The 21,467-nt window shown below is 53.1% G+C and carries 23 protein-coding genes; 21 read left to right on the top strand and 2 right to left on the bottom strand.

From position 1 onward, the window contains the following. Nucleotides 1-471: 471 nt before the first annotated feature. Nucleotides 472-1,431, top strand: a complete 960-nt coding sequence (rluC, locus tag HV477_RS03475) for a 23S rRNA pseudouridine(955/2504/2580) synthase RluC (protein WP_000846318.1) — start codon at nt 472-474, stop codon at nt 1,429-1,431. An 82-nt stretch (nt 1,432-1,513) separates the two neighbouring features. Here the strand turns inward: rluC and HV477_RS03470 are convergent, their stop codons facing one another. Then, on the bottom strand, nt 1,514-2,098 hold the full coding sequence (locus HV477_RS03470; protein ID WP_001137603.1) for a nucleoside triphosphate pyrophosphatase: 585 nt from the start codon (nt 2,096-2,098) through the stop codon (nt 1,514-1,516). A 197-nt stretch (nt 2,099-2,295) separates the two neighbouring features. Between HV477_RS03470 and yceD the strand changes: the two genes are divergently transcribed. The 14 genes from yceD (at nt 2,296) to ptsG (ending at nt 14,825) form a co-directional block, all read left to right on the top strand. Next, a complete protein-coding gene (yceD, locus tag HV477_RS03465; protein ID WP_001174492.1) occupies nt 2,296-2,817 on the top strand; it encodes a 23S rRNA accumulation protein YceD in 522 nt (173 codons plus the stop codon). Between the two features lie 51 nt (nt 2,818-2,868). After that, entirely contained in the window at nt 2,869-3,042 is a 174-nt protein-coding gene (rpmF, locus tag HV477_RS03460) for a 50S ribosomal protein L32 (protein WP_000290727.1), read from the top strand. A 133-nt stretch (nt 3,043-3,175) separates the two neighbouring features. Next, nucleotides 3,176-4,255: a phosphate acyltransferase PlsX gene (gene plsX, locus HV477_RS03455; RefSeq protein WP_001518286.1), complete on the top strand. Its 1,080-nt coding sequence runs from the start codon at nt 3,176-3,178 to the stop codon at nt 4,253-4,255. Nucleotides 4,256-4,334: 79 nt separating this feature from the next. After that, nucleotides 4,335-5,288: a beta-ketoacyl-ACP synthase III gene (fabH, locus tag HV477_RS03450; RefSeq protein WP_079899168.1), complete on the top strand. Its 954-nt coding sequence runs from the start codon at nt 4,335-4,337 to the stop codon at nt 5,286-5,288. Nucleotides 5,289-5,303: 15 nt separating this feature from the next. Continuing rightward, entirely contained in the window at nt 5,304-6,233 is a 930-nt protein-coding gene (gene fabD / locus HV477_RS03445) for an ACP S-malonyltransferase (RefSeq protein ID WP_000191343.1), read from the top strand. Between the two features lie 12 nt (nt 6,234-6,245). After that, nucleotides 6,246-6,980: a 3-oxoacyl-ACP reductase FabG gene (gene fabG / locus HV477_RS03440; RefSeq protein WP_000007236.1), complete on the top strand. Its 735-nt coding sequence runs from the start codon at nt 6,246-6,248 to the stop codon at nt 6,978-6,980. Nucleotides 6,981-7,135: 155 nt separating this feature from the next. Beyond that, entirely contained in the window at nt 7,136-7,372 is a 237-nt protein-coding gene (gene acpP / locus HV477_RS03435; RefSeq protein ID WP_000103754.1) for an acyl carrier protein, read from the top strand. Between the two features lie 85 nt (nt 7,373-7,457). Beyond that, nucleotides 7,458-8,699 (top strand): beta-ketoacyl-ACP synthase II, encoded by a 1,242-nt coding sequence (fabF, locus tag HV477_RS03430; RefSeq protein ID WP_079899169.1) that lies wholly within the window; start codon nt 7,458-7,460, stop codon nt 8,697-8,699. Between the two features lie 123 nt (nt 8,700-8,822). Next, nucleotides 8,823-9,632, top strand: a complete 810-nt coding sequence (gene pabC, locus HV477_RS03425) for an aminodeoxychorismate lyase (RefSeq protein ID WP_000478656.1) — start codon at nt 8,823-8,825, stop codon at nt 9,630-9,632. A gap of 2 nt (nt 9,633-9,634) precedes the next feature. Further along, nucleotides 9,635-10,657 (top strand): cell division protein YceG, encoded by a 1,023-nt coding sequence (yceG, locus tag HV477_RS03420; protein ID WP_000736459.1) that lies wholly within the window; start codon nt 9,635-9,637, stop codon nt 10,655-10,657. Then, on the top strand, nt 10,647-11,288 hold the full coding sequence (tmk, locus tag HV477_RS03415) for a dTMP kinase (protein WP_000535399.1): 642 nt from the start codon (nt 10,647-10,649) through the stop codon (nt 11,286-11,288). Before yceG ends, tmk begins: the two co-directional genes overlap by 11 nt. Then, nucleotides 11,285-12,289 (top strand): DNA polymerase III subunit delta', encoded by a 1,005-nt coding sequence (gene holB / locus HV477_RS03410; protein WP_079899170.1) that lies wholly within the window; start codon nt 11,285-11,287, stop codon nt 12,287-12,289. The genes tmk and holB overlap by 4 nt, the downstream gene beginning before the upstream one ends. Nucleotides 12,290-12,299: 10 nt before the next feature. Next, complete coding sequence (locus HV477_RS03405) at nt 12,300-13,097, top strand: metal-dependent hydrolase (RefSeq protein ID WP_000480277.1); 798 nt, start codon at nt 12,300-12,302, stop codon at nt 13,095-13,097. Nucleotides 13,098-13,391: 294 nt separating this feature from the next. After that, on the top strand, nt 13,392-14,825 hold the full coding sequence (gene ptsG, locus HV477_RS03400) for a PTS glucose transporter subunit IIBC (RefSeq protein WP_000475705.1): 1,434 nt from the start codon (nt 13,392-13,394) through the stop codon (nt 14,823-14,825). Between the two features lie 84 nt (nt 14,826-14,909). Here ptsG and fhuE read toward each other — a convergent pair whose 3' ends face one another. Further along, nucleotides 14,910-17,084: a ferric-rhodotorulic acid/ferric-coprogen receptor FhuE gene (gene fhuE / locus HV477_RS03395; RefSeq protein WP_052931978.1), complete on the bottom strand. Its 2,175-nt coding sequence runs from the start codon at nt 17,082-17,084 to the stop codon at nt 14,910-14,912. A gap of 341 nt (nt 17,085-17,425) precedes the next feature. Here fhuE and hinT point away from each other — a divergent pair, with 341 nt between their 5' ends. Genes hinT through ycfP form a run of 6 tightly spaced genes read left to right on the top strand, consistent with a single transcriptional unit; the run spans nt 17,426 to nt 21,222 of the window. After that, entirely contained in the window at nt 17,426-17,785 is a 360-nt protein-coding gene (hinT, locus tag HV477_RS03390; RefSeq protein WP_001532068.1) for a purine nucleoside phosphoramidase, read from the top strand. A 2-nt stretch (nt 17,786-17,787) separates the two neighbouring features. Then, nucleotides 17,788-18,162, top strand: coding sequence for a YcfL family protein (locus HV477_RS03385; protein ID WP_001589187.1), 375 nt, complete (start codon nt 17,788-17,790; stop codon nt 18,160-18,162). 13 nt (nt 18,163-18,175) lie between these two features. After that, nucleotides 18,176-18,814 (top strand): penicillin-binding protein activator LpoB, encoded by a 639-nt coding sequence (gene lpoB, locus HV477_RS03380; RefSeq protein ID WP_175064923.1) that lies wholly within the window; start codon nt 18,176-18,178, stop codon nt 18,812-18,814. Next, a complete protein-coding gene (thiK, locus tag HV477_RS03375; RefSeq protein WP_175064922.1) occupies nt 18,795-19,619 on the top strand; it encodes a thiamine kinase in 825 nt (274 codons plus the stop codon). Before lpoB ends, thiK begins: the two co-directional genes overlap by 20 nt. Nucleotides 19,620-19,629: 10 nt before the next feature. Then, a complete protein-coding gene (gene nagZ / locus HV477_RS03370) occupies nt 19,630-20,655 on the top strand; it encodes a beta-N-acetylhexosaminidase (protein ID WP_000529340.1) in 1,026 nt (341 codons plus the stop codon). A 24-nt stretch (nt 20,656-20,679) separates the two neighbouring features. Next, entirely contained in the window at nt 20,680-21,222 is a 543-nt protein-coding gene (gene ycfP / locus HV477_RS03365) for an alpha/beta hydrolase YcfP (protein ID WP_023233934.1), read from the top strand. Nucleotides 21,223-21,467: the final 245 nt, after the last annotated feature.

Below are 21,467 nucleotides of genomic sequence, written 5' to 3'. Positions count from 1 at the left end.
CTCACGGTTATCGTCAGCTCAAAGAGGCGCAGAGTGTCGGTTGCCTGTATTTCATACGGAAACACAGCGCAATTATCAGGGAAGCAGCCTGGGCATTACTCTCCAGAGAAGATCCTATCTACCGGTAAGGACTGCAACCCGCAGCCCGCTAACTGTCTGAAAAATCAATACGTCTTACGCCATTGCTGCGTTGATGATCGGTCAGACAAAATGGGTTATTCCGCTAAACTTTTTGTTTTAACAAGTTTCGGTGCGGAAACCGCATCATTATTCCACTGCTAACCTTGTTATAGCAAGATGACTTTTACCATTTATCACCCGCTTACTCACAGTTTTTTCACCAGCGTGAGCCAATCGCTTTAATAACCAGCAAAACCGCAGTGAAAAATGTTCATCCACTGGCGTAGACGTCTCTATAAGCATAGAAAAATGTGTGGCGCGAATCTCACAGGCTATTTAGAATCGCCCCCCATGAAAACAGAAACGCCATCCGTAAAAATTGTTGCTATCGCCGCTGACGAAGCGGGGCAACGCATTGATAACTTTTTGCGCACCCAACTGAAAGGGGTACCAAAAAGTATGATTTATCGCATCTTGCGTAAAGGCGAGGTGCGGGTGAACAAAAAACGCATTAAACCGGAATACAAACTGGAAGCGGGTGATGAAGTCCGCATTCCGCCGGTTCGCGTTGCTGAACGCGAAGAAGAGGCCGTGTCGCCGCATTTGCAAAAAGTGGCGGCGTTGGCGGACGTCATTTTGTATGAAGACGACCATATTCTGGTGCTGAATAAGCCTTCCGGCACCGCCGTACACGGCGGGAGCGGGTTAAGTTTTGGCGTCATCGAAGGGCTGCGGGCGTTGCGTCCGGAAGCGCGATTCCTGGAACTGGTGCATCGTCTTGACCGCGATACCTCCGGCGTGCTGTTGGTGGCGAAAAAACGCTCCGCGCTGCGTTCGCTGCATGAGCAACTGCGCGAAAAGGGAATGCAGAAAGATTATCTGGCGCTGGTGCGCGGCCAGTGGCAATCGCACGTTAAAACCGTACAGGCGCCATTATTAAAGAACATTCTGCAAAGCGGCGAACGTATTGTTCGCGTGAGCCAGGAAGGCAAACCGTCAGAAACGCGCTTCAAGGTGGAAGAGCGCTATGCCTTCGCCACGCTGGTGCGCTGTAGCCCGGTAACGGGCCGTACGCATCAGATTCGCGTACATACCCAATATGCCGGTCACCCTATTGCGTTCGACGATCGCTACGGCGACCGTGAGTTTGATCAACAGCTTACCGAAGCGGGAACCGGTCTTAAACGTCTCTTTCTACACGCCGCGGCGCTGAAGTTCACGCATCCGGGAACGGGCGAAGTCATGCGCATTGAAGCGCCGATGGATAAGCAATTGAAGCGCTGCCTTGAGGTATTACGTAGTAAAGCCTGATGCGCGTTGCTTATCAGGCCTACAATCGTGTGATGCACCGTAGGCCTGATAAGACGCATCGCGTCGCCATCAGGCAGATTAATCAGGCATTCAGCGGGTTCATCTCTTCCCGTCGCAGCATCTGGCACAGGGCAATAAGCGGCAAGCCGATCAGCGTGTTCGGATCGCGGCCCTCTAAGCGCTCAAATAATGCAATGCCTAAACCTTCGCTTTTAAAACTTCCCGCGCAGTGCAGCGGATGCTCTTTACGGACATAGTCGTCTATTTCCGCTTCGCTTAAATGGCGAAAGTGAACGTCAAAAGGCTCCACTTCGGTTTGTAAGTGCCCGGAGGCGGAGTTATACAGTGCCAGTCCGGTATAAAACGTCACAATATTTCCGCTGGCTTTGGCTAATTGCTGACGCGCTTTTTCTTCCGTCAGCGGTTTGCCGGTGATTTCGCCGTCCAGAACACAAATTTGGTCGGAGCCAATAATCAAATGATTCGGGAAACGCGCGGCGAGCGATTGCGCCTTCGCCTGCGCCAGCCGCAGCACCAACTGACGCGGCGCTTCGCCCGGCATGGGGGTTTCATCAACATCCGGCGCGGCGCATTCGAAAGGAATCGTCAGCTTTTCCAGCAGCGCGCGACGCCAGGGAGAGGTAGACGCAAGGATGAGACGGGGCATATTTTTTCCCTCAGATATAGCGTAATGATGAGAGCCATCTTAAACTATGCTCTTCGGTCTTCAAGCCTGTCATACTGACTCGTCTTGAGCGAAAATAAGTCTGTAACCCGCAATGTGTGCGAATTATTGGCAAAAGGCAACCGCAGGCTGCCTTTTTCTTTGACTATATGACGTTACGAAGTTAATATGCGCGCCCTATGCAAAAGGTAAAATTACCCCTGACTCTTGATCCGGTTCGTACCGCTCAAAAACGCCTTGATTACCAGGGTATCTATACCCCCGATCAGGTTGAGCGCGTTGCCGAATCTGTAGTCAGTGTGGACAGTGATGTGGAATGCTCCATGTCGTTCGCTATCGATAACCAGCGTCTCGCCGTTTTAACCGGCGATGCGGTCGTTACGGTGTCGCTCGAATGCCAGCGTTGCGGGAAACCGTTTACCCATCAGGTTCACACAACGTATTGTTTTAGCCCTGTCCGTTCCGACGAGCAGGCTGAAGCACTGCCGGAAGCGTATGAGCCGATTGAGGTAAACGAATTCGGCGAAATCGATCTGCTGGCGACGGTTGAAGATGAAATCATCCTCGCCTTGCCGGTAGTTCCGGTGCATGATTCTGAACACTGTGAAGTGTCCGAGGCGGACATGGTCTTTGGCGAACTGCCTGATGAAGCGCAAAAGCCAAACCCATTTGCCGTATTAGCCAGCTTAAAGCGTAAGTAATAGGTCTTCCCCGCGGACGCGGGGATAAACCGTAATTGAGGAGTAAGGTCCATGGCCGTACAACAGAATAAACCAACCCGTTCCAAACGTGGCATGCGTCGTTCCCATGACGCTCTGACCGCAGTCACCAGCCTGTCTGTAGACAAAACTTCTGGTGAAAAACACCTGCGTCACCACATCACTGCCGACGGTTACTACCGCGGCCGTAAGGTCATCGCTAAGTAATCGCGCGATACTCGATGCCTTTTACATCACAGGCGTGCCTGTGGTGTAAAAGCCGAAGAGTACAAGCGTGATAAAGCTTAGTGAGGATTTCTCCGCGTAAGCGGAGAACACCGAACCAGGCAGCGACGATACCTTGACACGTCTAACCCTGGCGTTAGATGTCATGGGGGGCGATTTTGGTCCTTCCGTGACGGTGCCTGCAGCATTGCAGGCACTGAACGCTAATTCGCAGCTCACTCTTCTTTTAGTCGGGAATCCCGATATTATCACGCCATTACTTGCCAAAGCTGACTTTGAACAACGTTCGCGTCTGCAGATTATCCCTGCACAGTCAGTTATTGCCAGTGATGCCCGGCCTTCGCAGGCGATCCGCGCCAGTCGCGGGACATCCATGCGTGTGGCCCTGGAGCTTGTGAAAGAAGGCCGAGCCGAAGCTTGCGTTAGCGCCGGTAATACCGGGGCGCTGATGGGGCTGGCGAAATTATTGCTCAAGCCTCTTGAGGGGATTGAGCGTCCGGCGTTGGTGACGGTATTACCGCACCAGCAAAAGGGCAAAACGGTAGTGCTTGATTTGGGTGCCAACGTCGACTGTGACAGTACCATGCTGGTGCAGTTTGCCGTGATGGGCGCCGTTTTGGCGGAAGAGGTCGTCGGGATCAAAAATCCCCGCGTGGCGCTACTCAATATCGGGGAAGAAGAAACCAAAGGCCTCGACAGTATTCGCGAAGCCTCTTTAATGTTAAAAACAGTCCCAACCATCAATTACATCGGCTACCTTGAGGCGAATGAGTTACTGACGGGAAAAACCGATGTACTGGTGTGTGACGGCTTTACAGGCAATGTCACACTTAAAACGATGGAGGGGGTTGTCAGAATGTTCCTTTCACTGCTGAAATCACAGGGCGAGGGGAAAAAACGGTCGTGGTGGCTGCTGTTATTAAAACGTTGGTTACAAAAAAGCCTGACGAGGCGATTCAGTCACCTCAACCCCGACCAGTATAATGGCGCCTGTCTGTTAGGATTGCGCGGCACGGTGATAAAAAGTCATGGTGCGGCCAATCAGCGAGCATTTGCAGTCGCGATTGAACAGGCAGTGCAGGCGGTGCAGCGACAAGTTCCTCAGCGAATTGCCGCTCGCCTGGAATCTGTATACCCAGCCGGATTTGAACCGCTGGACGATGGCAAAGGCGTAAACCTGCGGGCGCACAGATAATATCGTTGTCTCCCCGGCGCCGCCAGCGTGCCAGACGTTTACAGGTAACGGTATATAACCGAAAAGTGACTGAGCGTACATGTATACGAAGATTATTGGTACTGGCAGCTATCTGCCCGAACAAGTGCGGACTAACGCCGATCTGGAAAAAATGGTTGAGACCTCTGACGAGTGGATTGTCACGCGTACAGGTATTCGTGAACGCCATATCGCCGCGCCGAATGAAACTGTCGCGACGATGGGCTTTACCGCTGCGAATCGCGCGATTGAGATGGCGGGGATCGATAAAGACCAAATTGGCTTGATTGTGGTGGCTACCACATCAGCAACGCATGCATTTCCAAGCGCGGCATGTCAGATTCAAAGTATGCTCGGTATTAAAGGTTGCCCGGCGTTTGATGTCGCGGCAGCGTGCGCAGGTTTCACCTACGCGTTAAGCATCGCCGACCAGTACGTTAAATCCGGCGCGGTTAAACACGCGCTGGTGGTCGGTTCCGATGTATTAGCCCGCACTTGCGATCCTGGCGATCGCGGTACGATCATTATTTTCGGCGATGGCGCAGGCGCGGCCGTACTGAGCGCTTCTGAAGAACCGGGTATTATCTCCACTCATCTTCATGCCGATGGCCGTTACGGTGAATTACTGACCCTGCCGAATGCCGATCGCGTAAATCCGGATAACCCGATTTACCTGACAATGGCGGGCAATGAAGTCTTTAGAGTGGCGGTCACTGAACTGGCGCATATTGTCGATGAGACGCTGGCGGCTAATAACCTGGATCGCTCAGAACTCGATTGGCTGGTGCCGCATCAGGCTAACCTGCGTATCATTAGCGCGACAGCGAAAAAACTCGGCATGTCGATGGACAATGTCGTCGTCACGCTGGACAGGCACGGCAATACCTCCGCGGCTTCTGTGCCGTGCGCGCTGGATGAAGCCGTGCGTGACGGGCGAATTAAAGCCGGTCAGCTGGTATTGCTTGAAGCCTTCGGGGGTGGATTCACCTGGGGCTCCGCGCTGATTCGTTTCTAGTATAAGGATTTAAACATGACGCAATTTGCATTTGTGTTCCCCGGTCAGGGTTCTCAGAGCGTTGGGATGTTGGCCGAGATGGCGGCAAATTACCCTATCGTAGAAGAAACGTTTGCTGAAGCTTCTGCGGCTCTGGGATATGATCTGTGGGCGCTCACCCAGCAAGGTCCAGCGGAAGAACTGAATAAAACCTGGCAGACGCAGCCGGCGTTATTAACCGCTTCCGTCGCGCTTTGGCGCGTTTGGCAGCAGCAGGGCGGTAAAATGCCTGCGTTAATGGCAGGTCACAGCCTGGGCGAATATTCCGCGCTGGTTTGCGCTGGCGTCATCAACTTTGCTGATGCCGTTCGTCTGGTGGAAATGCGCGGTAAATTCATGCAGGAAGCGGTTCCGGAAGGCACTGGCGGCATGTCTGCGATCATCGGGCTGGATGATGCCTCTATTGCTAAAGCCTGTGAAGAATCTGCCGAAGGGCAGGTTGTTTCGCCGGTTAACTTTAACTCGCCGGGACAGGTGGTTATCGCCGGGCATAAAGAGGCGGTAGAACGTGCGGGCGCAGCCTGTAAAGCCGCTGGCGCGAAACGCGCGCTGCCGCTGCCGGTGAGCGTACCGTCGCACTGCGCGCTGATGAAACCAGCGGCAGATAAGCTGGCGGTTGAATTAGCCAAAATTACCTTTAGCGCGCCAACGGTGCCGGTAGTGAACAACGTTGACGTGAAATGTGAAACCGATGCCGCCGCTATCCGCGATGCGCTGGTTCGCCAGTTGTACAATCCGGTACAGTGGACGAAGAGCGTGGAATTTATCGCGGCGCAGGGCGTTGAACATCTTTATGAAGTGGGTCCAGGTAAAGTCCTCACTGGTCTGACGAAACGTATTGTCGACACCCTGACAGCGTCGGCGCTGAACGAGCCGGCGGCGCTGTCTGCGGCACTTACGCAATAAAAGAGGAAAACCATGAGCTTTGAAGGAAAGATTGCGCTGGTGACTGGTGCAAGCCGTGGCATAGGCCGCGCAATTGCAGAGACTCTCGTTGCCCGCGGCGCGAAAGTTATCGGGACTGCGACCAGTGAAAATGGTGCGAAGAACATTAGCGACTATTTAGGTGCTAACGGGAAAGGTTTGATGTTGAATGTGACCGATCCTGCATCTATTGAATCTGTTCTGGAAAATATTCGCGCAGAATTTGGTGAAGTGGATATCCTGGTTAATAATGCCGGTATCACTCGTGATAATCTGTTGATGCGAATGAAAGATGATGAGTGGAACGATATTATCGAAACCAACTTATCATCCGTTTTCCGCCTGTCAAAAGCGGTAATGCGCGCTATGATGAAAAAGCGTTGTGGTCGCATTATCACTATTGGTTCTGTGGTTGGTACCATGGGAAATGCAGGTCAGGCAAACTACGCTGCGGCGAAAGCGGGCCTGATCGGTTTCAGTAAATCACTGGCGCGTGAAGTTGCGTCCCGTGGTATTACTGTCAATGTTGTGGCTCCGGGTTTTATTGAAACGGACATGACGCGTGCGCTGTCTGACGATCAGCGTGCGGGTATCCTGGCGCAGGTGCCTGCGGGTCGCCTCGGCGGCGCTCAGGAAATCGCCAGTGCGGTTGCATTTTTAGCCTCTGACGAAGCGAGTTACATCACTGGTGAGACTCTGCACGTCAACGGCGGAATGTACATGGTTTAATCACGATTGAAAAATATTTGCGTTATTAGGGCGAAAGGCCGCAAAATAACGTAAAATCGTGGTAAGACCTGCCGGGATTTAGTTGCAAATTTTTCAACATTTTATACACTACGAAAACCATCGCGAAAGCGAGTTTTGATAGGAAATTTAAGAGTATGAGCACTATCGAAGAACGCGTTAAGAAAATTATCGGCGAACAGCTGGGCGTTAAGCAGGAAGAAGTAACCAACAATGCTTCTTTCGTTGAAGACCTGGGCGCAGACTCTCTTGACACCGTTGAGCTGGTAATGGCTCTGGAAGAAGAGTTTGATACTGAGATTCCGGACGAAGAAGCTGAGAAAATCACCACCGTTCAGGCTGCCATTGATTACATCAACGGCCACCAGGCGTAAGTGAACATCTCCAGGCGGTCGTTCGACCGCCTGAGTTTTATCTTTTTGTCCCACTAGAATCATTTTCCCTCCCTGGAGGACAACCGTGTCTAAGCGTCGTGTAGTTGTGACCGGACTGGGCATGTTGTCTCCTGTCGGCAATACCGTAGAGTCTACCTGGAAAGCTCTCCTTGCCGGTCAGAGTGGCATCAGCCTGATCGACCATTTCGATACTAGCGCCTATGCAACGAAATTTGCTGGCTTAGTAAAGGATTTTAACTGTGATGACATTATCTCGCGCAAAGAACAGCGCAAGATGGATGCCTTCATTCAATATGGAATTGTCGCTGGCGTACAGGCCATGCAGGATTCTGGCCTTGAAGTGACGGAAGAGAACGCAAGCCGTATTGGCGCCGCTATCGGCTCCGGTATCGGTGGTCTCGGTCTGATCGAAGAAAACCACAGTTCGCTGGTAAAAGGCGGACCGCGTAAGATTAGCCCGTTCTTTGTCCCGTCGACGATTGTTAACATGGTAGCAGGCCATCTGACTATCATGTATGGCCTGCGTGGGCCAAGCATCTCTATTGCGACTGCCTGTACTTCAGGCGTGCATAACATCGGCCATGCCGCGCGTATCATCGCCTATGGCGATGCGGACGCGATGGTGGCAGGTGGCGCAGAAAAAGCCAGTACGCCGCTGGGCGTAGGTGGTTTTGGCGCAGCGCGCGCGCTGTCGACCCGCAACGATAACCCACAGGCGGCGAGCCGTCCGTGGGATAAAGAACGCGATGGTTTTGTACTGGGCGACGGTGCCGGTATGTTGGTGCTTGAAGAGTACGAACATGCAAAAGCGCGTGGTGCGAAAATCTATGCTGAAATCGTCGGCTTTGGTATGAGCAGCGATGCTTACCATATGACGTCGCCGCCGGAAAATGGCGCAGGCGCTGCGCTGGCGATGGTTAACGCGTTGCGTGATGCCGCGATTGAGCCTACTCAGATTGGCTACGTCAACGCGCACGGCACGTCGACGCCTGCCGGCGACAAAGCTGAGACGCAGGCGGTTAAGTCAGTCTTTGGCGATGCAGCAAGCCGAGTGATGGTGAGCTCGACCAAATCGATGACCGGCCATCTGTTGGGCGCCGCAGGCGCAGTAGAGTCTATTTTCTCTATTCTGGCGCTACGCGATCAGGCCATTCCGCCAACCATTAATCTGGATAACCCGGATGAAGGTTGCGATCTGGACTTCGTGCCGCATGAAGCGCGCCAGGTCAGCGATCTGGAGTACGCTCTGTGTAACTCCTTTGGCTTTGGCGGAACTAACGGTTCCTTGATTTTTAAAAAGATCTAAGTTAAGCCAGAGACAGACATTAATAAAAAGGTCCGCTTGTCGGGCCTTTTTTATCAGGCATATCACCTCTTGTTCTGCGTTATTCATCCTGCCACACTAGCAGGCGACGGATAAGGAGCCACTATGTTTTTAATTAATGGCCATGCGCAGGATCAACTTGCTGTAAGCGACCGGGCGACGCAGTTCGGCGATGGCAGTTTTACGACCGCACGTATTGTTGATGGCAACATTTGCCATCTGGAAGCGCATCTTCAGCGCTTGCAGGTTGCCTGTGAAAAATTACGGATCGCTTTTAGCCATTGGGCGACCCTTCGGCAAGAGATGACAATGTTGGCCACAGGGCATGATTCAGGCGTGTTGAAAGTGATCATTAGCCGTGGCAGCGGCGGCCGGGGATACAGCGCCACGAATTGTCAGGCAGCTACCCGAATCCTCTCCGTTTCTGCTTATCCCGCTTATTATTCTCAGTGGCGTAAGCAAGGCATCACTCTTACCCTTAGTCCCATACCGCTTGGGCGCAATCCTTATCTTGCCGGATTAAAACATCTGAACCGCCTCGAACAGGTGTTGATTCGCTCTCATCTTGAGCAGACGGACGCCGATGAGGCGCTGGTTCTTGACAGCGAGGGATGGGTTACGGAATGCTGTGCGGCTAATTTGTTCTGGCGTACAGGCGACATTGTTTTTACGCCGCGTCTGGATCAGGCCGGGGTGAACGGCATTATGCGACAATTTTGTTTACGCCAACTGGCGCAATCTCCTTTCCAGGTTCTTGAAGTACAGGCGAGAGAGGAGGCAGTCAGGCAGGCAGATGAGATTATCATCTGCAACGCGCTAATGCCGATTATTCCCATACGCGCCTATCACGGGACGTCGTATTCTTCGCGAACACTGTTTCAATTTTTAGCCCCATTTTGTGAGCATCCGAATTAGTTATGAAAAAATTGTCAGGCGTTTTCCTTCTGCTGTTGGTTGTGCTGGGTATTGCCGCGGGCGTGGGGATGTGGAAAGTTCGCCATCTGGCGAACAGCACGTTACTTATTAAAAACGAGACTATCTTTACGCTCAAGGCGGGAACGGGGCGGCTGGCGCTTGGCGACCAGCTTTATGATGAAAAAATCATTAATCGCCCCCGGGTATTTCAGTGGCTGCTGCGCGTGGAGCCTGAGTTATCGCACTTTAAAGCGGGAACTTACCGTTTTACGCCGGGGATGACCGTACGGGAGATGCTTGAGTTGCTGGAGAGCGGCAAAGAAGCGCAATTCCCGTTGCGGTTTGTGGAAGGGATGCGCCTTAGCGATTACCTGAAACAGTTACGAGAGGCGCCGTATATTCGCCATACATTGCCGGATGATGACTACGCCACTGTCGCTCAGGCATTAAAGCTTGCGCATCCGGAATGGGTAGAAGGGTGGTTCTGGCCCGATACCTGGATGTATACCGCCAACACCAGCGATGTCGCTATTCTCAAGCGAGCGCACCAAAAGATGGTGAAAGCTGTCGATACTGTCTGGAAAGGCCGGGCCGAGGGGCTGCCTTATAAAGATCAGAACCAACTGGTGACAATGGCCTCGATTATTGAAAAAGAAACGGCTGTCGCCAGCGAACGCGATCAGGTGGCCTCAGTCTTTATTAATCGCCTGAGAATCGGTATGCGCCTTCAGACCGATCCCACCGTGATTTACGGAATGGGGACGAGTTATAATGGTAACTTGTCGCGTGCGGATCTGGAAAAGCCGACGGCTTATAACACGTATACCATAACCGGGCTGCCGCCAGGACCGATTGCATCGCCCAGCGAAGCGTCATTGCAGGCGGCGGCGCATCCGGCGAAAACGCCGTATCTCTATTTTGTGGCCGACGGTAAAGGCGGTCACACATTTAACACCAATCTTGCCAGCCATAATCGGTCAGTGCAGGAGTACCTGAAAGTGCTTAAGGAAAAAAATGGGCAGTAATTATATCGTCATCGAGGGCCTGGAAGGCGCCGGAAAAACCACTGCGCGCGACGTGGTGGTGGAGACCCTTGAGCAACTGGGTATTCGTAATATGATTTTTACCCGTGAGCCGGGCGGTACGCAGCTTGCCGAAAAACTAAGAAGTCTGGTGCTGGATATTCGATCGGTAGGCGACGAAGTGATTACCGATAAAGCGGAAGTGCTGATGTTTTATGCCGCTCGCGTACAGCTCGTCGAAACGGTAATCAAACCCGCGCTGGCGCAAGGCGTATGGGTGATCGGCGATCGCCACGATCTCTCGACCCAGGCGTATCAGGGGGGAGGGCGCGGCATTGATCAAACCATGCTGGCGACACTACGCGATGCCGTGCTGGGCGATTTTCGCCCTGACCTGACGCTGTATCTGGATGTCACGCCGGAAGTCGGGCTAAAACGCGCCAGAGCGCGCGGCGATTTGGATCGCATTGAGCAGGAATCTTTTGATTTCTTTAACCGGACTCGCGCGCGCTATCTGGAACTGGCGGCGCAAGACTCGCGTATCCGCACCATTGACGCGACCCAGCCGCTGGATGCCGTCATGCGCGACATTCGCGCCACGGTGACGAAGTGGGTGCAGGAGCAAGCGGCATGAAATGGTATCCATGGTTACGGCCCGCCTATGAAAAACTGGTAGAAAGTTACCAGGCGGGACGTGGGCACCATGCGCTACTGATTCAGGCCTTACCTGGCATGGGCGACGAGGCGCTGTGCTATGCGCTGAGCCGTTATCTGTTATGCCAGCAGCCTGAGGGCCACAAAAGCTGTGGGCATTGCCGTGGCTGTCAGCTTATGCAGGCTGGCACGCATCCGGACTATTACACGCTGACGCCGGATAAAGGCAAAAGCAGCCTTGGTGTAGATGCGGTACGCGAGGTCAGCGAGAAATTGTACGAGCACTCCCGTCTGGGCGGTGCGAAGGTGGTGTGGATTGCGGAGGCGGCGCTATTAACCGACGCCGCTGCCAATGCGTTACTCAAAACGCTGGAAGAGCCGCCGGAGCAAACCTGGTTTTTCCTTGCCAGCCCGGAACCTGCTCGTCTGTTGGCGACATTACGTAGCCGCTGTCGGCTGCATCATCTGGCGCCGCCGTCCGAATCGTATGCGATGTCATGGCTGTCGCGAGAAGTGACGGCGTCACAAGAAGCATTGCTCACGGCGCTACGCCTGAACGCGGGGTCGCCCGGCGCCGCGCTGGCGCTGTTGCAGTCTGAACGTTGGGCGCAGCGTGAGGCGCTGTGTCAGGCGTTAATGGACAGTTTGCATACGGGCGACTGGTATGCGTTATTAACGGCGCTCAATCATGAGCAAGCCCCGGCGCGCCTGCACTGGCTGGCGACGCTGCTGGTAGACGCGCTGAAACGTCAGCACGGCGCGTCGTACCTGACAAACGTTGATGCGGACGCGGTTGTTGCCGCGCTGGCGGGGCCGCTATCCCCGGCGCGTATTCAGGCAATCCTGAACGATGTTTGCCATTGTCGTGATCAATTACTTCATGTGACCGGATTAAACCGCGAACTGGTATTAACCGATCTCATTCTCCGCATCGAGCATTACCTGCAACCAGGCACCTTGTTGCCTGTTCCTCATCTTTGAGAGAGACATTATGTTTTTAGTCGACTCACACTGCCATCTTGATGGTCTGGATTATCAATCTTTGCATAAGGACGTGGACGACGTGCTGGCGAAAGCCGCCGCGCGCGATGTGAAGTTCTGTTTAGCGGTGGCGACGACGCTGCCGGGGTATCGCCATATGCGCAAGCTGGTGGGCAAGCGCGATAATGTGGTCTTTTCCTGCGGCGTGCATCCGTTAAATCAGGATGAAGCATATGACGTAGAAGAACTGCGCCTCCTTGCTGCAGAAGACGATGTGGTGGCGATGGGCGAGACCGGGCTTGATTACTTTTACACGCCTGAGACCAAAATCCGCCAGCAGGCGTCTTTTATTCATCATATCCAGATTGGCCGCGAATTGCATAAACCGGTGATTGTCCATACTCGCGACGCGCGTGCCGATACGCTGGCTATCCTGCGCGAAGAAAAAGTGACGGATTGCGGCGGCGTACTACACTGTTTTACAGAAGACAGAGAAACGGCCGGCAAATTGCTGGATCTGGGGTTTTATATCTCTTTTTCCGGCATCGTAACGTTCCGTAACGCTGAACAGTTGCGTGATGCGGCGCGCTATGTGCCGCTGGATCGGTTATTAGTCGAGACCGATTCTCCTTATCTGGCGCCGGTGCCGCATCGCGGTAAAGAGAACCAGCCTGCGATGGTACGCGACGTCGCAGAATATATGGCGGTATTGAAAGGGGTTGCCGTTGAAGAACTGGCGCAGATCACCACCGATAACTTTGCTCGCCTGTTCCATATTGACGCGTCTCGCCTGTCATCAATCCGTTAAACGAGTTTTTTTAAAGCTCGTAATTAATAAGCAAAGCGCGTAAAGTTCACCGCCACAAAAGGGGCGGTGAGCGAGCTTATGGAAACATTCGGAAACTCATTTTGGCAGAATGTGATACTTTTTAGGCTATCTGGCGCTGAAACGTGATAGCCGTCAAACAAAATCAGACGTATTTATTTTACTCTGTGTAATAAATAAAAGGGCACTTAGATGTCCTGTCCACGGCGGGGTTCTCCCCCCTCGCCAATGCGTGAGAACGTAGAAAAGCACAAATACTCAGGAGCACTCTCAATTATGTTTAAGAATGCATTTGCTAACCTGCAAAAGGTCGGTAAATCGCTGATGCTGCCGGTATCCGTACTCCCTATCGCAGGTATCCTGCTGGGTGTCGGTTCCGCTAACTTCAGCTGGCTGCCAGCCGTTGTATCGCACGTTATGGCAGAAGCGGGCGGATCTGTTTTTGCCAATATGCCGCTGATTTTCGCTATCGGCGTGGCGTTGGGCTTTACCAACAACGACGGCGTTTCGGCTCTGGCGGCGGTAGTAGCGTATGGCATCATGGTGAAAACCATGGCTGTGGTTGCGCCGCTGGTTCTGCATTTACCTGCTGAAGAGATCGCCGCTAAACACCTTGCTGATACGGGTGTTCTCGGGGGGATTATCTCCGGTGCGATCGCAGCGTATATGTTTAACCGCTTCTACCGTATCAAACTGCCTGAGTATCTGGGCTTCTTTGCGGGCAAACGCTTCGTGCCGATCATTTCGGGTCTGGCCGCTATTTTTACCGGTGTGGTGCTGTCTTTCGTATGGCCGCCAATCGGTACGGCTATCCAGGCGTTCTCGCAGTGGGCGGCTTATCAGAATCCGGTTGTCGCGTTTGGTATTTACGGTTTTATCGAGCGTTGCCTGGTGCCGTTTGGTCTGCATCATATCTGGAACGTTCCTTTCCAGATGCAGATCGGCGAATACACCAACGCAGCGGGTCAGGTATTCCACGGCGACATTCCGCGCTATATGGCGGGCGACCCGACGGCGGGTATGTTGTCTGGCGGCTTCCTGTTCAAAATGTACGGTCTGCCGGCTGCGGCCATTGCTATCTGGCACTCTGCTAAACCGGAAAACCGCGCAAAAGTGGGCGGTATCATGATTTCCGCCGCGCTGACCTCGTTTTTGACGGGTATTACCGAGCCTATCGAGTTCTCCTTCATGTTCGTGGCGCCGATCCTGTACATCATTCACGCGATTCTGGCAGGTCTGGCATTCCCGATCTGTATCCTGCTGGGGATGCGTGACGGTACGTCGTTCTCCCACGGTCTGATCGACTTTATCGTGCTGTCCGGTAACAGCAGCAAATTGTGGCTGTTCCCGATTGTTGGCGCCGGTTATGCGATTGTGTACTACACCGTGTTCCGCGTGCTGATCAAAGCGCTGGATCTGAAAACGCCGGGTCGTGAAGACACTACTGATGACGCAAAAGCGGGGGCGACCAGCGAAATGGCGCCGGCTTTGGTTGCGGCGTTTGGCGGTAAAGAGAACATCACTAACCTGGATGCCTGTATCACGCGTCTGCGCGTGAGCGTAGCCGATGTAGCGAAAGTGGATCAGGCTGGCCTGAAGAAACTGGGCGCGGCAGGCGTTGTCGTCGCGGGTTCCGGCGTTCAGGCTATTTTCGGTACGAAATCCGATAACCTGAAAACGGAAATGGATGAGTACATCCGTAACAGCTAAGCAGTAATGATGTTGGGGAGAATTAAGGCAGCCATTCGGCTGCCTTTTTTAATGGCGCTTTACATGCCGCTCTCCGACAGTCTGTCAGAACTGATAATTGGCGGTGAGGCTGACGTTACGCGGTGCGCCGTAAACAATGGAACCATCAATATTGGTGTCGTAGGTTTTATCAAACAGGTTGTTGATGTTTCCCTGTACGGAGAAATTTTTCGTCACCTGATAGCGGGTAAACAGATCGACCAGCGCATAGCTGCCCTGTTCGGCGCGGAAAGTGCCGTACGGCGTCGTGGTATCTTTGTAAACCCGATTCTGCCAGTTCACGCCGCCGCCGACCGTCAGCTCCGGTATCGCCGGCAGACGATAGCGGGTGAATAACTTCACGCTGGTGCGCGGAAGATTAGGGTTCACGGCGTTACCTTCATTGTCCTCGGCAACATACCGGGTAGCCCCGAAAGTCATCTGCCAGTTATCGGTAATTGCGCCGTTCACTTCAAATTCGACGCCTTTGCTCACCGTTCCGTCAGTAGACTTCCAGGCAAACTCCCCATTACTGCCAGGGATGGGAATAGTGGTTGCCTGAGCGACGTTATTCTGCTCAATGCGGAACACGGACAACGTGGTGGTGAGGCGACTGTTCATCCAGTCGGACTTCAGACCCGCTTCATAGTTATTACCGGTAATCGGAGCCAGATATTGACCCGCTTTGTCGCGTTTATTCTGCGGCTGAAAGATAGAGGTATAACTGGCATAAGCGGACCAGTTGTCGTTGATATCATAAATCAGCCCGGCATACGGCGTGGTATGGTTTTTCTCCATGCTGTAGGTCAGTGTATCAACACGCCAGTTGGTATAACGAGCGCCAAGAATCAGATGCAGCGGATCGGCCAGCGAAATGCGCGTAGCGGCATACAGCGATTTCATATGCGTGGTATCGTCCTGCGCCAGATTTTGTGGCGCCCAGTGAGTTTGGGGGAAATTACCGTTAAAGGCGCTGAAGTTGCCAATGTCGTCCGGAAAGACGTTCGCCCAGGCGCTAAAATAGCGGTTATTCTGCTTACTATAACTACCGCCAAACATCATATTGTGCTGACGGCCAAACAGCTCATAAGCGCCATCGGCAAAGAGATCTATGGCATCTACTTTGCGCTTGCCGCTGTTCCAGCCCGTACCGCCGACCACGGGGTAGCTTGCGCCATAAGGACTCACCAGCGTACCTGTCTCTTTATCGACTAACGCATCGATATACATCATTTTACTGTCGAATTTGACCTCAGTATGGGTCGCATTCAGGGTCGCCTGCCAGCTTTCGGCAAAACGCTGTTTAAGCGTGACGAAGAATTTATTTATCTCTTTGTTGTTATAAGCCCAGTCCGGGGCGGTACTACGCGCGCGGTCATAGCTATTTTTGCTGCCATCGGTGTTCCAGCGCGGCAGACCGCCCCAGGTCGGGCTGTTGACATCAATTTTTTGATATTCATAACCGGCTGAAAGGCTGGTAGTTGCACCCAGATCGGCATCGATAATTCCGGAAAAGAACGCTTTCTCACTGTTATAGCGGTCCAGCCAGGAATCATTATTCTGATAACCCGCCACGATGCGCCCACGGACATTGCCGTCTGCGGTGAGCGGACTTTGCAGATCCATGACGTAACGCTGCTTATTCCAGCTACCGTATTCTGTGGAGACGTTACCTTTGAACTCCCGACTGGTGGCGTGTTTACGGATCATATTAATTGAGGCAGAAGGATTGCCGGTTCCGGTCATCAGCCCATTCGCGCCGCGAACCACCTCCACGCGCTCATACAGCGCGGTATCCGTTAGCGCATCGCCCAGATTCCAACGGGACTCAAAATACGTTGGAATACCGTCAACCATATAGTTGTCAATTTCAAACCCGCGCGAGTAATAGCTGATGCGATCGGAGTCAGCCTGGCTTCCACTGATTCCCAGCGTATTGGTCATCACCTCGCCCAGGGTTTGCAACTGCTGGTCTTCCATACGCTGCTGGCTGACAATACTGACCGACTGCGGGATATCGCGCTGAGTCATCGGCATTTTGGTGCCCGCTGCGGTCGTTTTCACGCTGTAATCCTGTTCTTCACGGTTTACGGCGTCAGCGGTCGTCTCGCCTTCGACAATAACGGTATCCTCAGCCGCGAAGGCGGCAGGCATAAATGCCATCGCCATACTCATAGCTAACAGCGACGGTGCGGCGGTGGACGGAAGGTGTTTGTCCCGGCGGTATTGAATGAAAGACATCTGAAAATCCTTGCTTGTTATTGGGGTAAGTTCAGGACGTATGACGTTGAACCTTTTCATTCTTTGCTAGTTAATGCGCATAAAAATGCAAATGAGAAATATACGCATTTGTATTAAATGTGTAAAACGGTATAACCAGGGAAACTAGAAATATTTTTTAAGCGTACAAAGGCGTCATGGCAGGGGGATATGGCGGTAAGTCCAGCATGTAGTCATTTTTCGCTTAATAAATCGTGGGTTAAAGTTGAAAGAGCGTCGGTAACTCGCTCATACTCTATACTCGCAGTATGGCTCGGCGTAGCATGTGCGCTGCAAGGGCTATTATGAAAAAGGAAAACGTCGTGGCAGAAGAAACTATATTCAGCAAAATTATTCGTCGTGAAATCCCTTCGGATATCGTTTATCAGGATGAGCTGGTCACCGCCTTTCGTGATATTTCACCGCAGGCGCCGACGCATATCTTGATTATTCCCAATATCCTGATCCCAACCGTCAATGACGTGACGGCGGAACATGAACAGGCGTTAGGTCGGATGATCACCGTGGCGGCGAAAATCGCCGAACAAGAAGGCATTGCCGAAGATGGGTATCGTTTAATCATGAATACCAACCGTCATGGGGGCCAGGAGGTTTATCATATCCATATGCACCTACTGGGCGGCCGCCCGCTAGGCCCGATGCTGGCGCATAAAGGCTTGTAAGTATGATCAAAGGATGCATCGTGGTTTCTCTGGGCTTGCTGCTGCTTACCGGCTGCCGGTCACACCCTGAAATTCCGGTAAGCGACGCGCAGTCGCTGGTGATGGAGTCCACGGTTCTGGCGGCGGGCGTCACCGCAGAGCCGCCTGAACTGACGGCGTCTGATATCCAGCCATCAGCCTCTTCCCGCGTCTATAACGAAAGGCAAGAGCCCATAACCGTTCATTATCGGTTTTACTGGTATGACGCGCGGGGGCTGGAGATGCATCCGCTGGAGGCGCCGCGTAGCGTAACCATACCCGCGCGTTCGTCGGTAACGCTATTTGGCAGCGCCAATTATCTGGGGGCGCATAAGGTCAGGCTTTATCTTTATTTGTGAGGAGTGAATTTTGATGACAAAAATGCATCGCTACGCTGCCATTGCTGCGCTGGCGATATTTCTCTCCGGGTGTATGGCGCAACGTCAACCTGCGCCAGTTGAAGAGGTAAAACCAGCGCCAGAACAACCCGCGCAGCCGCCGCAGCCTCCTGTTGTGCCGTCTGTGCCAACCATTCCACAGCAACCGGGGCCGATCGAACATGAAGATCAAACGGGCCAGCCAGCGCCTAAGGTGCGCCACTATGACTGGAACGGCGCGATGCAACCGCTGGTCAGCAAAATGTTGCAGGCTGATGGCGTGACGGCCGGAAACGTATTGCTTGTCGACAGCGTGAATAACCGGACGAATGGGTCATTAAATGCGAACGAGGCAACGGAAACGTTACGTAATGCGCTGGCGAACAACGGTAAATTTACGCTGGTCTCCGTACAGCAACTCTCGATGGCAAAACAGCAGTTAGGGTTGTCTCCGCAGGATAGTCTGGGAACGCGCAGTAAAGCTATTGGCATTGCGCGCAATGTCGGGGCGCAATATGTACTTTACTCCAGCGCATCCGGTAACGTTAACGCGCCTGCATTACAGATGCAGTTAATGCTGGTGCAAACTGGCGAGATAATCTGGTCAGGTAAAGGTGTGGTCCAACAACAATAATCCCTTAACGCGCGACGAGATCCTGTCGCGCTATTTTCCCCAGTATCGTCCCGCCGTCGCCGCATCGCAGGGGCTAAGCGGCGGGAGCTGTATTATTGCTCACGATACTCACCGCGTCGTGCTGCGCCGTCATCACGACCCCGACGCTCCACCAGCCCATTTTTTACGTCATTACCGCGCCTTATCCCAATTGCCGGCCAGTCTGGCGCCGCGAGCGCTTTTTTATACGCCAGGCTGGATGGCGGTAGAATATCTGCATGGTGTGGTAAATTCCGCTCTGCCAGATGCCGACGAACTGGCGGCCTTACTGTATCATTTGCATCGACAGCCGCGTTTTGGCTGGCGTATTGCGCTATCGCCACTATTGGCGCAGTACTGGTCGTGTTGCGATCCGGCAAGGCGTACGCCGTTTTGGTTGCGGCGGCTCAAACAGTTGCAAAAAAACGGTGAACCTCGCCCGCTGCGGCTTGCGCCTTTGCATATGGATGTCCATGGCGACAATATAGTATTAACGTCCGCCGGGTTGAGACTGATTGACTGGGAGTATGCCGGCGACGGCGATATTGCGTTGGAGCTGGCGGCAGTATGGGTTGAGAATGAACGCCAGCACCGACACTTGGCAAACGCTTATGCCGCGCGCGCGCGAATCGACGCCCGGCAGCTATGGCGACAGATACGATTATGGCACCCCTGGGTCATTATGCTAAAAGCAGGGTGGTTCGAATACCGCTGGCGACAAACCGGCGAGCAACAATTTATCAGGCTGGCCGATGAAACCTGGCGCCAGCTACGTATGAAAGGATAAGGAGAGCAGTGTGGGCCCAGTAATGTTGAATGTCGAAGGATGTGAGCTGGATGCGGAGGAGCGCGAGATACTGGCGCATCCGCTGGTTGGCGGGCTTATTCTGTTCACGCGTAATTACCATGACCCGGAACAGCTGCGCGAATTAGTGCGCCAGATTCGGGCGGCATCGCGTAACCATCTGGTGGTGGCCGTCGATCAGGAAGGCGGGCGCGTACAGCGTTTCCGTGAAGGGTTTACCCGCCTGCCCGCGGCGCAATCTTTTTTTGCGCTGCATGGGCTGGAAGAGGGGGGGCGACTGGCGCAGGAGGCAGGGTGGCTGATGGCCAGCGAAATGATCGCGATGGATATTGATATCAGTTTTGCGCCAGTGCTGGATGTCGGGCATATCAGCGCGGCAATTGGCGAGCGTTCTTATCATGCCGATCCCGCAAAAGCGTTGGCAATGGCAACACGCTTTATTGACGGCATGCATGACGCCGGGATGAAAACGACCGGTAAGCATTTCCCCGGTCACGGCGCGGTCACGGCGGACTCCCACAAAGAGACGCCGTGCGATCCACGTCCTGAAACGGACATCCGTGGCAAAGATATGTCGGTGTTCCGCACGCTGATTAGCGAGAATAAACTGGATGCGATTATGCCTGCCCACGTGATCTACCGCGCTATCGATCCGCGTCCGGCAAGCGGTTCGCCGTACTGGCTGAAAACGGTGCTGCGTCAGGAGCTAGGCTTTGACGGCGTCATTTTCTCCGACGATCTGTCTATGGAGGGCGCGGCGATTATGGGCAGCTATGCTGAGCGCGCTCAGGCGTCGCTGGATGCGGGTTGCGATATGATTCTGGTCTGCAATAATCGTAAAGGCGCAGTCAGCGTGCTGGATAATCTGTCGCCGATCAAAGCAGAACGTGTTACACGTTTGTATCATAAAGGTTCATTTTCACGCCGGGAGCTCATGGACTCAGCACGCTGGAAAACAGCCAGCGCCCAGCTCAACCAGTTACATGAACGCTGGCAGGAAGAAAAAGCAGGTCATTAACTCGAGTTTTCGTGAGGGTGCCAGATGATTATTTATTTACACGGTTTTGATTCAAATAGTCCGGGCAACCATGAAAAAGTGTTGCAATTACAGTTTATCGACCCGGATGTTCGGCTGGTAAGCTACAGTACGCGGCATCCTAAGCACGATATGCAGCATCTGCTGAAAGAAGTGGACAAAATGTTGCAGTTGAATGTGGACGAGCGCCCTTTAATCTGTGGCGTGGGGCTGGGCGGTTATTGGGCGGAGCGGATTGGCTTTTTGTGCGATATCCGTCAGGTGGTTTTTAACCCGAACCTGTTCCCCTATGAAAACATGGAGGGGAAAATCGATCGCCCGGAAGAATATGCGGACATCGCTACAAAGTGCGTGACCAACTTTCGCGAAAAAAATCGCGATCGTTGTCTGGTGATCCTCTCGCGTCATGACGAAGCGCTGGACAGCCAACGCTCAGCGCAAGCGCTTCACCCGTTTTATGAAATTGTGTGGGATGAGGAACAGACTCACAAATTCAAAAATATTTCGCCGCATTTGCAACGTATCAAAGCGTTTAAAGCGCTGGGGTAACGCCCCCGGCAATATGGCGTTATCAGTGACCGGATAACCAGCCTTGCGGCTGGTTTTTTTATGCTCAATTCTCGCAAACTGTCTATCTTTTCAGCATGAAAACTTGATGCACATCAATTTTGGTATGACCAATGCACCGTTCATGCTATTCTCATATCAGAAGCTTATTCTCATTAACGTAACTTGTTGTTAATTAAAGGTTATACTAATAACTTTTAATTAACAATTGGTTAATAAATTTAAGG

Origin of the sequence: Salmonella sp. SG203, assembly GCF_013350575.1 — a bacterium.
Taxonomy (GTDB): domain Bacteria; phylum Pseudomonadota; class Gammaproteobacteria; order Enterobacterales; family Enterobacteriaceae; genus Salmonella; species Salmonella enterica.
Note: the sequence above shows the minus strand (reverse complement) of the source record. Positions and strands in the feature narration are given on the sequence as shown.